The 13,165-nt window shown below is 38.5% G+C and carries 13 protein-coding genes; 7 read left to right on the top strand and 6 right to left on the bottom strand.

Going from position 1 to position 13,165, the window contains the following annotated elements; genetic code table 11:
* Window positions 1–44: 44 nt before the first annotated feature.
* Window positions 45–608 carry a GNAT family N-acetyltransferase gene (locus tag IGJ03_RS03360; protein WP_002355832.1) on the top strand — a complete coding sequence of 188 codons (564 nt, stop codon included), beginning with the start codon at window positions 45–47 and terminating at the stop codon, window positions 606–608.
* 45 nt (window positions 609–653) lie between these two features.
* Here IGJ03_RS03360 and IGJ03_RS03365 read toward each other — a convergent pair whose 3' ends face one another.
* On the bottom strand, window positions 654–1,178 hold the full coding sequence (locus IGJ03_RS03365; protein WP_002355833.1) for an LURP-one-related/scramblase family protein: 525 nt from the start codon (window positions 1,176–1,178) through the stop codon (window positions 654–656).
* Window positions 1,179–1,229: 51 nt separating this feature from the next.
* Window positions 1,230–2,099: a Cof-type HAD-IIB family hydrolase gene (locus tag IGJ03_RS03370; RefSeq protein ID WP_002383369.1), complete on the bottom strand. Its 870-nt coding sequence runs from the start codon at window positions 2,097–2,099 to the stop codon at window positions 1,230–1,232.
* A 133-nt stretch (window positions 2,100–2,232) separates the two neighbouring features.
* Here IGJ03_RS03370 and IGJ03_RS03375 point away from each other — a divergent pair, with 133 nt between their 5' ends.
* From IGJ03_RS03375 to IGJ03_RS03395, 5 genes are all read left to right on the top strand, one after another.
* The gene (locus IGJ03_RS03375) at window positions 2,233–2,913 is read left to right on the top strand and encodes a uracil-DNA glycosylase (protein WP_375804810.1); all 681 of its coding nucleotides are present in this window, start codon (window positions 2,233–2,235) and stop codon (window positions 2,911–2,913) included.
* 155 nt (window positions 2,914–3,068) lie between these two features.
* On the top strand, window positions 3,069–4,052 hold the full coding sequence (gene pta, locus IGJ03_RS03380; protein ID WP_002355836.1) for a phosphate acetyltransferase: 984 nt from the start codon (window positions 3,069–3,071) through the stop codon (window positions 4,050–4,052).
* Between the two features lie 141 nt (window positions 4,053–4,193).
* The gene (gene tsaE / locus IGJ03_RS03385; RefSeq protein WP_429861413.1) at window positions 4,194–4,688 is read left to right on the top strand and encodes a tRNA (adenosine(37)-N6)-threonylcarbamoyltransferase complex ATPase subunit type 1 TsaE; all 495 of its coding nucleotides are present in this window, start codon (window positions 4,194–4,196) and stop codon (window positions 4,686–4,688) included.
* A complete protein-coding gene (locus IGJ03_RS03390) occupies window positions 4,681–5,202 on the top strand; it encodes a GNAT family N-acetyltransferase (protein ID WP_002366315.1) in 522 nt (173 codons plus the stop codon). Before tsaE ends, IGJ03_RS03390 begins: the two co-directional genes overlap by 8 nt.
* 169 nt (window positions 5,203–5,371) lie before the next feature.
* Window positions 5,372–5,581, top strand: coding sequence for a hypothetical protein (locus IGJ03_RS03395; protein ID WP_002355840.1), 210 nt, complete (start codon window positions 5,372–5,374; stop codon window positions 5,579–5,581).
* 73 nt (window positions 5,582–5,654) lie between these two features.
* On the opposite strand, the gene bopD is transcribed toward IGJ03_RS03395, so the two are convergent.
* Genes bopD through IGJ03_RS03415 form a run of 4 tightly spaced genes read right to left on the bottom strand, consistent with a single transcriptional unit; the run spans window position 5,655 to window position 10,641 of the window.
* Window positions 5,655–6,665, bottom strand: a complete 1,011-nt coding sequence (gene bopD, locus IGJ03_RS03400) for a LacI family transcriptional regulator BopD (RefSeq protein ID WP_002358859.1) — start codon at window positions 6,663–6,665, stop codon at window positions 5,655–5,657.
* A gap of 23 nt (window positions 6,666–6,688) precedes the next feature.
* Entirely contained in the window at window positions 6,689–7,696 is a 1,008-nt protein-coding gene (locus IGJ03_RS03405; protein ID WP_002366316.1) for an aldose epimerase family protein, read from the bottom strand.
* Entirely contained in the window at window positions 7,686–8,354 is a 669-nt protein-coding gene (pgmB, locus tag IGJ03_RS03410) for a beta-phosphoglucomutase (RefSeq protein WP_002355844.1), read from the bottom strand. Before pgmB ends, IGJ03_RS03405 begins: the two co-directional genes overlap by 11 nt.
* Window positions 8,347–10,641 carry a glycoside hydrolase family 65 protein gene (locus IGJ03_RS03415; protein ID WP_375804812.1) on the bottom strand — a complete coding sequence of 765 codons (2,295 nt, stop codon included), beginning with the start codon at window positions 10,639–10,641 and terminating at the stop codon, window positions 8,347–8,349. The genes pgmB and IGJ03_RS03415 overlap by 8 nt, the downstream gene beginning before the upstream one ends.
* A 280-nt stretch (window positions 10,642–10,921) precedes the next feature.
* Here IGJ03_RS03415 and IGJ03_RS03420 point away from each other — a divergent pair, with 280 nt between their 5' ends.
* A complete protein-coding gene (locus IGJ03_RS03420) occupies window positions 10,922–13,090 on the top strand; it encodes a PTS transporter subunit IIBC (protein ID WP_002368190.1) in 2,169 nt (722 codons plus the stop codon).
* The last annotated feature ends 75 nt before the right edge of the window (window positions 13,091–13,165 follow it).

The following is a 13,165-nucleotide window of genomic DNA, read 5'->3' on the forward strand; positions in this document are numbered from 1 at the left end:
ATAGTAGCCAGTTCTTTTTTAGTTAAATGTAAAGGAGAATTACAATGATTCGCTCGGCAACAAAAGAAGACGGTCAAGCGATTGCTCGGCTGGTCTTAGTTATTTTAAAAGATATGGAGTTACCAATTTTAGAAGAAGTCTCAGAAGAACAAATGATTGACCTATTAGCAGAGGCAACGGCGTATCCAACCTATCGCTATGGCTATCAACGAATTTTAGTTTATGAACATGCAGGTGAAGTTGCAGGGATTGCTGTCGGCTATCCTGCGGAAGATGAAAAGATTATTGATGAACCTTTAAGAGAAGTCTTTAAAAAACATGGCTTAGCAGAAGATGTTCGGCTATTTATTGAAGAAGAAACCTTGCCTAATGAATGGTATTTAGACACGATTTCTGTGGATGAACGTTTCCGTGGAATGGGAATTGGTTCTAAGTTATTAGATGCTTTACCTGAAGTAGCTAAAGCTAGCGGGAAGCAAGCCTTGGGTCTAAATGTTGATTTTGACAATCCAGGGGCGAGAAAGTTATACGCAAGTAAAGGCTTTAAAGATGTCACAACAATGACTATTAGTGGTCACTTATACAATCATATGCAAAAAGAAGTGTAAAAATAACGAAGCTAAAGTCAATCACTTTAGCTTCGTTATTTTTCATTAATCCGTTAAAGGATCAAAATCTAATCCAAAATCATCGGAAGTTTTTTGTTTTTTCTTATTATATAACCAGTAGTCAAGGACAGCTGCTATACAGATGCACAACGGTGCGTCCTCATCATTGGCAACAGTTAAAACAAAATAGTCGCCTGTACAAAGCATGGTTTTATCCATTGACATAATTTTTTTATGGACTTGATAAATTGAATATTGATGCGCTTTGATATCACCAACAACTGCCCAGTGAAGGCCTTGAACATAATAGAAATCAGCATTCAAATTGAACAGTTTTCGTAGAGTACCCACTTTTTCAAAACGCTGATATAACTCAAATCGTGTACCAAAAGTCCAAGAAACTTGTTTAATACTGGCTAAAATTTCTCCGTTCATTGCATATAAAGAAAGCGCATCTCCTCGTGTACCCCAGCGCCCCACCAATAGAAAAAGTGAACGGCCTGCTTGGTCTTTCACGATGGTTCGCGTAACCTTTCCTAACTGTTGTTCTTGAATAAAAAATTCAGACACGACACGATCTCCTTTCTATATATAAATGAGTGCTGTAACTGGTAGTGCTTATTACAAATCTTCTCTTATTGCACGCAGGATGGCTTCGCCAACACCATTTTCTAAATTAGTGGCTGTTTCATATTTAGCGTATTCTTTTAATTCCAGTTCGGCATTGCCCATTGCAAAACTTACTCCGGCCCATTGAATCATGCTGACATCATTTAAATTATCACCAATAGTCATGACTTGTTCAGCGGGAATCCCACGTTCTTTAGCGACGCGCGCAACCGCAATCCCTTTTTGTGCTAGGCGGTGGTTAATTTCAATATTATTAAGCGCAGAAGAGGTAACAACCAAATCATCTAGTTCTTCTACTTCCATCCCAGCAGGACCTAATACTTTCGGCCCATCCATACTGAAGCCAATAATTTTAAGGACTTCAATCGAATCATCTTTTAAAATGTCGTCCAAACGATCAACATAGGTAATATGCAATAAAGATAGGTGTGCTGAAGCCATGGCAATCGCCACTTTATAAGTTAAATGGGGCATGGATTCTGCAATATGAGCGGCAAAGTTTTCAATTCTTTTTTCTTGATGTTCAGAAAAAATACCTTTATTTGTAGAGATTTCATAGTAAACATTGTGTTGACTCAAAATAGTTAGTACTTCTGTTACTGTTTCTTTTTCGATCCCAGCCGTGAAAAGTGAGTGTCCATCTTTGTCGAACACTTGGGCGCCGTTTAAAGTAATCATGGCGCAGTCAATTCCAGCTTCTTCTAACGCGGGTTTCGCTTCGGTATATGCGCGGCCAGTAGCAACCATAAATTCGATTCCTAAACGTTCCGCTTCGCGAATTGCTGAAGCGTTATCATTTGTGATGCTCATTTTTGCATCTAAAAGTGTTCCATCCATATCTGAAGCAATTAATTTAATCATCGATTCTCTACACCTCATTATCTATTTAAAGCTTACCTATAGTTTACCACGTTTTTCCAAGAGAAAGTACCCAGAAATTTCTTGTCAGGTTTGGAGAAATTCGTTATGCTTAGAGAGCGAAGGAGTGAGCATTATGAAAGAAATTATTCACAATAGTTGGCAAAACATTTTATCTGCTGAATTTGAAAAACCGTATTATCAAGAATTGCGGGAATTTTTGAAAAAAGAATATCAGACACAAACGATTTATCCAGATATGTATCATTTATTTTCAGCGTTAGAACTAACCCCTTTTGAAGAAGTAAAAGTAGTAATTTTGGGACAAGATCCATATCATGGACCCAATCAAGCACACGGACTAAGTTTCTCTGTCCAGCCAGGTGTGAAAGTGCCGCCATCTCTTGCGAATATTTACAAAGAATTACAAGCTGATTTAGGGTACCAACCCGTCAACCATGGCTTTTTAGAAAGCTGGGCCAAACAAGGCGTGTTATTATTAAATACTGTGTTGACCGTTCGGGCAGGTCAAGCCTATTCCCATCGAGGTAAAGGGTGGGAGCAACTGACAGATGTCATTATCGAAAAGGTGAATGAGCGTGAAAAACCTGTTGTTTTCATTTTATGGGGACGTCCTGCTCAAGAAAAAATTAAAATGATTGATACGACTCGGCATGTGATTATCAAATCGCCACACCCAAGTCCATTGTCAGCACATCGTGGTTTTTTTGGCTCACGTCCGTTTTCTCAAGCGAATGCCGCTCTAGAACGTTTAGGGGAAACGCCGATTGATTGGCAACTTCCTGAAACAGTGTAGTGTAACAGTGTATGCTGTTATAGTGTAGAAGAGTTAGTTTGTGAAAAGTTTATCGGATTATTGGTTTTTTTGACTAATACAGCTAGAAAAAACTGTTATTTTCTTTGAGAATAGTGTATGATGGATTTTGTAAATATAAAACTGGAGGGTTTATCGTGGAATTATTCGATAGCTTAAAATTTAAAGTCGTACGCCGTAATATCAAAATTGTTTTCCCTGAAGCAACAGATCCTAGAATCTTAGGTGCTGCTGCCCGCTTAAAATCTGATGAATTAGTAGAACCAATCTTAATTGGTGATCCAACAGATATTGCAAATGCTGCTATGGCTCGTGGAATCAACACATCAAACTTTATTATTATCAACCCAAATGATTATGAAAAATGGGATGAAATGGTCGAAGCATTTGTTGAACGCCGTAATGGAAAAGCTACTAAAGAAGATGCTGAAAAAATCTTAAAAGATGTCAACTATTTCGGTACTATGTTAACTTACATGGGTATTGCTGATGGTATGGTTAGTGGTGCTATCCACTCAACAGGTGATACAGTTCGCCCTGCGTTACAAATCATTAAAACAAAACCAGGCGTGAGCCGTACAAGTGGTGCTTTCTTAATGATTCGTGGTCGTGACCAAGAAAGATATTTATTCTCAGACTGCGCGATTAACGTGAACCCAACTGCACAAGAATTAGCTGAAATTGCTGTTGATAGTGCCAAAACAGCTGAATTATTTGACATTGAACCAAAAGTTTCATTGTTAAGTTTTTCAACAAAAGGTTCTGCAAAAGCACCAGAAGTAACAAAAGTTGCTGAAGCTACAAAAATTGCGCAAGAATTAGCACCTGAATATGCGATTGATGGTGAATTACAATTTGATGCTTCTTATGTATCTTCTGTTGCACAATTAAAAGCGCCCAACTCAAAAGTTGCTGGAGAAGCAACAGTCTTTGTATTCCCAGATTTACAATCAGGAAATATTGGCTACAAAATTGCTCAACGTTTAGGTAACTTTGAAGCAATTGGCCCAATCTTACAAGGATTGAACAAACCAGTTTCTGACTTATCACGTGGTGCAAACGAAGAAGATGTTTATAAATTATCAATCATTACAGCTGCTCAAACATTAATGAACGACTAATTAACTATGTCGAAGCATGATAAATAAGCAAAGTAGAAGTTGAGGTTCCCAGGACACTTGGGCCTCAACTTTATTTTTTTGAAGCTGCTACTAGTCAACTTATTGAATTTTCGGTATACTTTCATACATAGATTCTTGCAGATGGGAGGCAAAAAAATGAACATTGTCCTGAACAATCTATTGGAAACAGAAGCAATTGCTAAAATCATTGGACAAAAGGCACAAGCTGGTGATGTAATTGTCCTGACTGGTGATTTAGGGGCCGGTAAGACGACAATGACGAAAGGGATTGCTTTAGGATTAGGCATTTCCCAAATGATTAAAAGTCCCACCTATACGATTATCCGCGAATATCCACAAGGACGACTTCCGTTATACCATATGGATGTCTATCGTGTTGAAGAGGGTGCGGATGAATTAGGGTTAGATGAGTATTTTGAAGGAGATGGGCTATCCGTTGTAGAATGGGGCAGCTTGATTGAAGAAGAATTGCCAGAAGATTATTTAGAAATTATTTTAAATAAAGATTCTCAAGAAACTGACAAGAGAGTTCTTGAATTCCGTGGAACTGGTCCATTGGCAGAAGAAAGAATAGCAGAGATTTTACAAGCGTGGGAGGCTCGCGAATATGACTGAACAAACATTTTCTATTCGAGAAGCAGTGCCTACTGATGCGGATCAATTACTATCTGTGATGTCAAAAATTGGGAGTGAAACGCCCTATTTGGTGATGGATGAGCGAGGAATGGCCATGTCGACAACAGAATTGGCTGAAAATCTAGCAACACTCTATGAATCGCCAAATAATGTTTTATTGGTGGCATTAGCGGGAGAAGCGATCATTGGCACCGCTTCTGTGTCTGCTTCTTCTAAAAAGCGGATGGAGCATATTGGTGAAATTGGCATTAGTATTTTAAAAGAATACTGGGGCTATGGACTAGGCAGTATCCTAATGGAAGAACTTATTCGCTGGGCGCATGAAAGTCATGTTATTCGTCGCTTGGAATTAACGGTACAGGATCGCAATCAACGAGCGATTCATGTCTATAAAAAATTAGGGTTTGAAACAGAGGCAATTATGCCTCGGGGTGCCAAAACAGACCAAGGTGAATTTTTAGATGTTCATTTAATGCGTTTGCTGATTGATTAATTATTGGTTAATAATTTTAATTTCTTAAATAATCGAACGATAATTGCATGAAAAAACAAAATTTTCGCAATTATCGTTTGTTTCATATTTATTTTTCTGATATTTTTGTTATAATTATAGAAGAATTTAACGAAAAAATGAAAATTTATTTTGGGAAGGAATGTAAGAAATGGCGAAGGCAACGAAAATGAATGTTAACTATCGAGAGTCGATCTTGGATCGTGCGTATCGTTTAGAGCTAATAAAAAAAGATGAGTATGCAAAACATCAAGAAAAATTATCATTATTAAATGAAAAATTGTCTGACGGGGAACCAGCTCAATTTGATGCAAAAGAAGAAACGTTTTGGAAAAAAATTTCGCAAAAAGTTATTTTATAAAAGTAATACATACGAATAAGAGCGTACACATAGAAAGAAGCGTAAGCAGTGTTAAACTGCTTACGCTTCTTTTTTAATGAATAGGAATAACTGTTTCACGCTTAATTAATTTGTGAGGAATAACGAGACGGACACCATTCGTCAATTCTTCGTGGATTAATTCATATAATTTTTTCATCGCCATTCGACCTAATTCTGACGTGTCGATGTCAATGCTTGTTAGATAAGGATGTGTCAATGTTGAAAAGATTGAGTTGTTAAAACTAATAATGGATAACGTTTCAGGAACTTGATAACCATAGATTTGCGCAAGTTGCATCGTCCGCAAAGCAAAGATATCATCAATCACCACCAACGCCGTGGCATTATTTTGATGAAGAATGTCATCGAAAGCCATGTAATCTTCAGGTTTTTCTAACGCAACGCTTGGTAAAACAGTTAATCCTTGCATCATCATTGCTTTTTGATAACCAAAGTAACGTTCAAAGTACAAACTTTCATGCGTTGTATTGGTCACAAATAAAATATTTTTATGGCCGTTTTCAATTAAAAATTCCGTCGCTTGTTTCCCTAATAATTGATTATCATTATCCACGTAAACTATTTCCGTTTCATGTTGGTAAGGTTGACCGATTAAAGTAAAGGGAATGTTGTTTTCATATAAGTAATCAATGACGGGGTCCTTACTATCTGAATACACAAGAATAAAACCGTCCACTTGTTTTTGAAGATGCATTCTTTTAACGTTTTCTAATAGTACATCAAAACTTTTGGCAGTTGCAATAGCAGTAGTCATATCATAAAGACGGGCTTCCTCGTTGATGGCTTCCATAATTTCTAAATAAAATGGATTCCCTAACCGTTCTTTCGAATCTAAAGGAGGTAAAATTACGCCAATGGCACTTGAAATTCGTTTACCCAAATTCCGTGCCGTCATATTTGGCACATAGCCTAAGTCATCCATGACTTTTCGCACTTTCTTTTTTGTCGATTCAGAAATACTTGGATGATCGTTAATGACACGCGAAACGGTTGAGGTTGCAACCCCCGCTTTCTTAGCGACATCTTTTACTGTAATTGCCATTTTTGCCACGCCTTTCTTAGTGATTATAGAAGGTTAAATTGATAAACCGTTTGGTAGGTTTGCTTTTTATTAGCTGGTAATAAAATAGAGCCCCACTGAGGATGATGAACTATGTCTGGATACTCTTGAGGTTCAATTGCTAAGCCATAGTTTGAATGCATCGCTTGTCCATTAATAGAAAAAGGAGCCTCAAAACCAGTCGTAGAAAATAATACCATACTTTGGTTCGTTGTTGCTATCGTCATTTTTCTTCCAGAAGTAGGTTCTTGTAAGCATAATTGTGGCTGTCTTAAGTCAGAGCCAACTAAGGGGAAAACATCATCTAACCCAGTTGGATAGCGTTGGAGGATTGTTTCGATAGGTGTCAGTTCATTAAAACGTATGGATAGTTCAGAAGCTGGTAAAATCCGTCCAGTAGGCAGCTTATTATCGTCTAATTCTAACATACCTTGACAGTTCAAAGATAGCAAATGTGACAGAATGTCTAACTTTCCATTGCCAGATAAATTAAAGTAGGCGTGGTTTGTAGGATTAAAAAGTGTTTCCTGTTTACTCCGTCCAGTACTGATCATTCGTAAATGATTATCCTCTAGCTGGTAGGTGATGGTGGCCTCAATTGGTCCGGGATAGCCAGAAAGGGTGTCGGTTAAATGAAAAGCAACGCCGATGATATCCTTTTTTTCAAAGGGCTCGACTGTCCAATATTGAAAAGACCACCCCTTTGAGCCACCATGGATATGATGACCGTCGCTATTTTGTTCTAATATTCCATTTTGCCAATGGCCATTACGAATGCGTCCAGCAACTGGTCCAACAGTGGCTCCAAAAAAGCTTTGATCCTTTAATACATCTTGATACGAATCATACGATAAAAGGATATTTTCCCAATGATTATTTTTGTTTGGCATCAAAAGTTGATGGAGGCGTGCGCCATAATTGAGAAGAACGACTTCTAAAAAGTCGTTCTTCAAAGTAATTTTTTTTAAGTTTGTGTTTGGAATATCGGTTACGGTGATACGATTATCCTTCATGATCAAGCCACACTTTTTTTAAGTAATCAAACGTTAAAGCGCTCGTCTCTGGCACGATGGGCAACCCTTCGCCTAACTCTTCTTTGCGGCCAACGCCAACAGGTTGCGCTCCGCTAGCAAGAATCGCTTGAATCCCAGCTTTGGCATCTTCAATGCCAAGACATTCTGCTGGTGTCAAATCAATTTCTTTCGCAGCTAAAATGAAAATATCTGGAGCGGGTTTGCCTGCCTGAACGTCTGCTGGATTAGCAATGGCATCAAAAAGGGGCGTCAATTGCATTTTTTCTAAAAGGAAAGGCCCATTTTTACTTGCAGAAGCCAAGGCGATTTTAATATTGGCTTCACGTAATTCCGTTAATAAAGAAAGAATTCCTGGGTAGACATCTTCAGGTGTAATCGCTTGGATCATTTCCAAGTAATAATCGTTTTTCCGTTGCGCTAACTGGGCAAATTCTTCAGAAGAAAACGTGCCTTCTTTTTTTCCGTATTTTAACAGTAACTGCAGAGAATCTTCACGGCTTACTCCTTTCAGTTGTTCGTTGAAAACACGGTCAATGGAAATTCCAATTTCGTTCCCTAATTTTTTCCAAGCGTGGTAATGAAATTCTGCTGTATCAGTAATAACGCCATCTAAATCAAACAAAACGCCTTTAAACATGAACTTCTTCCTTTCTGATCGGTAAAACTAATCGATCTTTTAATGTGTATTTTTGATCGTAAACAGTTAATGGAATTGCAGGGCCGTCGAGTAAAGTGAAGGCCACTTGGTCTGCTGCAACTTCAACAAATAGTAAACGATTCCGATAATTAATGTGGAACGAGTAGGCTGTCCATGTCGCTGGTAAAAAGGGGGCAAATTTTAGTTGCTGATGGTCCGTTTTCATTTGGGCAAAACCTTGCACAATCGCTAGCCAACTACCAGTCATTGAGGTAATGTGTAAGCCATCTTCTGTATCATTATTGTAATTATCTAAGTCAAGGCGCGCTGTTCGTTGATACATTTCCACTGCTTTTTCTTCCATGCCTAATTCAGCAGCTAACACAGCATGAATGCTTGGTGAAAGAGAAGATTCATGGACAGTCATTGGTTCGTAAAAGTTAAAGTTCCGGCGTTTTTCTTCTAAAGAAAAGGCATCATTGAAGAAATAAATTCCTTGAAGAACATCGGCTTGTTTAATGAAACAAGACCGTAAAATTTTATCCCATGACCAATGTTGATTTAAAGGCAGCTCACTAAGTGGTAAATCAGAAACAGGCATTAAATCTTTATCTAAGAAAGTGTCATGTTGTACAAAAATGCCTAATTCATTATCCACTGGGAAGTACATATTTTCTACAATGTCTGCCCATTTAGCTAATTCGTCGTCTGCAATTTTGAGCGTTGTTTCTTCTTGGAATTTTAAATAAGACTCACGGGTGTAACGTAGAACCCACGCAGCGATGGTATTGGTATACCAGTTATTGTTGATATTATTTTCATATTCATTTGGCCCCGTTACGCCATGAATCATATATTGTTTATGACGTTGGGAGAAGTGGACCCGATCTGCCCAAAAACGAGCGATTGCCACAAGTACTTCTAGACCAGCATCTTTTAGATAGTCTTCGTCTCCTGTATAGTTGACATAATTATAAATCGCATAAGCAATCGCACCATTTCTGTGAATCTCTTCAAAAGTGATTTCCCATTCGTTATGACATTCGACACCAGTAAAAGTAACCATTGGGTAAAGCGCACCCTTTAACCCTTGTTGTTGGGCATTATGAATGGCTTGAGGCAATTGATTGTGGCGATATTTCAGTAGATTTTTAGTAACTTCGGGCTTAGCCAACGCCAAGTAAAGTGGGACAGCATATGCTTCAGTATCCCAATATGTGGCACCACCATATTTTTCGCCAGTAAAGCCTTTTGGTCCGATATTTAAACGATCGTCTTCACCATAGTAGGTTGAGAAAAGTTGGAAAAGATTAAAACGGATGCCTTGTTGGGCTTCGTCATCTCCTTCAATAACAACATCAGCTAATTGCCAACGTTTTGCCCAAGCGGCAGCTTGCCCAGCTTTTGCTTCAGGGTACAAGGTAGTCATTTCTGCAAATAATTCGTTTACTCGTGTGATTTGTTGCGTTTCTGGCACATCACGACTGGTAACGACAAGCACTTCTTTTGTGATGGCGGTCGTTTCGCCTTCGTTTAAAGACACCGTCAATTCTGCGGTTAAAGCCAAGGGCTGTTGTGTATATGTAGGCACAACAGCGGCTCCATCGATGAAATGGCGCATGCCTGCAGTCACTGTAAAACGCTCTATTTCAAAGTTGTTAGGAATGGTCTTAGTCGTAACAAAGCCAAGTGTTTCTTGTGTTTCAATAGCTCTTTCTTCCCAAAAATGTTCTTCATAATTGCTGTCTTCATTTTGAACATCGCCATCCAATTTTGAGTGAAGAGTGATTGTGCCTGTACCTTCCAGCATTTCAATTGTTAAGTGGATGTAAGCTGCTTCTTTTTTTTCTAAGCTTAAAAAACGTTCAAAAGAGAAGCGCACTTTGTTCTTCGGTGTTTGGATGGTGAATTGCCGAGAAAGGACCCCGTTTTGCATGTCTAATTCTAAAGAAAAATCTTCGTAAGGTGTAGTGGCTAAATCAATTGTTTGTCCATCAATTTGTAAGTCCATTGCGATGAAATTAATTGCGTTAATCACTTTACCAAAATATTCAGGATAACCATTTTTCCACCAACCAACACGTGTTTTGTCTGGATACCAAACACCTGCTAAATAGGTTCCTTGATGGTGGTCGCCAGAATAGTGTTCTTCAAAATTTCCCCGCATCCCCATATAGCCATTTCCGATGCTTGTTAATGATTCTTGTAAACGTAAATTTTCTTTATCTAAGTGTGTAGTACGGATTTTCCAAGGATCAATTTGGAATAAACGTTTGATTTGTTTCATGAGAATCCCCCTCAGTGATTTTATTGATAGGTCTATCATAAACGCAACCGATTGCATTAGTCAATAGTCAATGCTTAAAAAGTGTAATCTTATGAATAAAAGCTGAAACAAAGGTAGGACAGAAGGAACTTTATTTGCTTTATTAAAAGACAAAATAAAAAAGGATTAAGTAGTAGGGAGTTGTTTTCCACAATATTTTTGAAATTAAAGCATTTACAAAAAGGAAACAGGAGTATATAATGGCAACATAACGAAACCGATTGCGTAAGGAGTGGCAGGAATGAAAAAAATGTTTAGTTTTGAATTTTGGCAAAAATTCGGGAAAGCTTTAATGGTCGTTGTGGCAGTAATGCCCGCAGCGGGTTTAATGATTAGTATTGGGAAATCGCTTCCTTTAATCGATCCTAATTTAGGCTTGTTAGTAACAACAGGCGGAGTTCTAGAGAGTATCGGTTGGGCAATTATTGGCAACTTACATTTACTATTTGCGTTAGCAATAGGTGGCAGTTGGGCCAAAGATCGTGCAGGTGGAGCATTTGCAGCGGGGATTTCTTTTGTTTTAATCAACCGTATTACTGGAGCCATTTTTGGTGTAACAAATGAAATGTTGGCTGATGAACAAGCTTTCACGCATACCTTATTTGGCACCAAGATTATGGTGAAGGGATTCTTTACAAGTGTCTTAGAAGCTCCAGCATTAAATATGGGTGTTTTTGTAGGGATTATTGCTGGTTTTGTCGGTGCGATGGCTTACAACAAGTATTACAATTATCGGAAATTACCAGATGCGCTATCATTTTTTAATGGTAAACGGTTTGTCCCATTTGTCGTTATTTTGTGGTCTACAATTGTCTCAATTGCATTAGCACTTATTTGGCCAAATATTCAAGCGGGAATTAATAATTTTGGGTTATGGATTGCGCAATCTCAAGATAGTGCACCTATTTTAGCGCCATTCTTATATGGAACGTTGGAACGTTTGTTATTACCTTTTGGGTTACATCATATGTTGACGATTCCAATCAACTATACACAATTAGGTGGAACGTATGAAATTTTATCTGGCGCACAAGCTGGAACCCAAGTCTTTGGTCAAGATCCTTTATGGTTGGCTTGGGCAACAGACTTAGTGAATCTTAAAGGCGCTGGTGATATGAGCAAGTATCAGTTTGTCTTAGAAAATTGGACACCAGCTCGATTCAAAGTAGGCCAAATGATTGGTTCTTCAGGGATTTTAATGGGGATGGCTTTGGCGATGTATCGTAATGTCGATGCAGATAAAAAAGCTAAATATAAATCAATGTATTTTTCTGCTGCTTTAGCTGTTTTCTTAACTGGTGTGACAGAGCCGTTAGAATTCATGTTTATGTTTGCTGCAGTGCCGCTTTATGTAATTTATGCGGTGATCCAAGGTGCTGCTTTTGCAATGGCTGATATTTTACCATTGCGTGTGCATTCGTTTGGAAATATTGAATTGTTAACAAGAACACCGCTAGCAATAAAAGCTGGTTTAGGTGGCGATTTAATCAATTTTGTTTTAATGGTCATCATTTTTGGTGTTGTCACTTATTTCTTAGCGAATTTCTTAATTAAAAAATTTAATTACGCAACACCTGGAAGAAATGGAAACTACGACAATGATAACGGCGAAGAAATCGCATCTGGCGCGGCTGGTTCAGGCGTCGTCGATCAGCAAATCGCGCAAATTGTCTACTTACTTGGTGGTAAACAAAATATCAAAGAAGTTGATGCGTGTATGACACGCTTACGTGTCAGTGTAAAGGATCGAGAAAAAGTCGGTTCGGAAGAGGCGTGGAAACGGGCAGGCGCAATGGGCTTGATTGTGAAAGATAATGGCGTTCAAGCTGTTTATGGACCAAAAGCTGATGTTTTAAAATCCGATATTGAAGATTTACTAGCTTCCGGCGTTGACATTCCAGAACCAGTTATAGCAGAAAGTACAGCAGGAGTGCCAACAACGAATTTCTTAGGTAAGAAAAAAGATTTCGTGGCTGTAGCGACAGGGGAAGTTATTCCAATGGCGCAAGTCAATGATCCTGTCTTTTCACAAAAAATGATGGGGGATGGATTTGCAGTTAAGCCGCTAGAAGGAGAGGTGGTGGCACCAATTTCGGGGAAAGTCCTAAGTGTTTTCCCAAGCAAACATGCGATTGGGCTACAAACAGAAGAAGGCATCGAAGTACTTGTCCATATGGGGATTGATACAGTCGAAATGGCAACTCCTGCTTTTGAATCTTTTGTTAAAGAAGGACAATCATTGAAAGCTGGGACGAAACTAGCTAAAATGAATTTGGATGTGATTGAACAAGCTGGCAAAGAAACAACGATTATTGTCGCCTTTACAAACAGCGACAAAGTGGAACAAGTAGTTATTAATCAACTAGGAACCACCACTGCGGGAACTGTGATCGGACAGATTGAAATTTAAATGATTAGGTATGAGGTCGGGACAGAACCGTTTAACTCCGAGAAATAAGAAGGAATTTCCGGAAATTGCTTTTTA

The organism is Enterococcus sp. DIV1315a (assembly GCF_051712325.1).
In the GTDB taxonomy this organism is placed as follows: Bacteria; Bacillota; Bacilli; order Lactobacillales; family Enterococcaceae; genus Enterococcus; species Enterococcus faecalis.

Bases quoted from the DNA above. Each gene is read 5' to 3' on its own strand.
- IGJ03_RS03360 (WP_002355832.1), top strand. From the start codon at position 45: ATGATTCGCTCGGCAACAAAAGAAGACGGTCAAGCGATTGCTCGGCTG.
- IGJ03_RS03370 (WP_002383369.1), bottom strand. From the start codon at position 2,099: ATGATTAAATTAATTGCTTCAGATATGGATGGAACACTTTTAGATGCA.
- IGJ03_RS03375 (WP_375804810.1), top strand. From the start codon at position 2,233: ATGAAAGAAATTATTCACAATAGTTGGCAAAACATTTTATCTGCTGAA.
- tsaE (WP_429861413.1), top strand. From the start codon at position 4,194: ATGGGAGGCAAAAAAATGAACATTGTCCTGAACAATCTATTGGAAACA.
- IGJ03_RS03390 (WP_002366315.1), top strand. From the start codon at position 4,681: ATGACTGAACAAACATTTTCTATTCGAGAAGCAGTGCCTACTGATGCG.
- IGJ03_RS03395 (WP_002355840.1), top strand. From the start codon at position 5,372: ATGGCGAAGGCAACGAAAATGAATGTTAACTATCGAGAGTCGATCTTG.
- bopD (WP_002358859.1), bottom strand. From the start codon at position 6,665: ATGGCAATTACAGTAAAAGATGTCGCTAAGAAAGCGGGGGTTGCAACC.
- IGJ03_RS03405 (WP_002366316.1), bottom strand. From the start codon at position 7,696: ATGAAGGATAATCGTATCACCGTAACCGATATTCCAAACACAAACTTA.
- pgmB (WP_002355844.1), bottom strand. From the start codon at position 8,354: ATGTTTAAAGGCGTTTTGTTTGATTTAGATGGCGTTATTACTGATACA.
- IGJ03_RS03415 (WP_375804812.1), bottom strand. From the start codon at position 10,641: ATGAAACAAATCAAACGTTTATTCCAAATTGATCCTTGGAAAATCCGT.
- IGJ03_RS03420 (WP_002368190.1), top strand. From the start codon at position 10,922: ATGAAAAAAATGTTTAGTTTTGAATTTTGGCAAAAATTCGGGAAAGCT.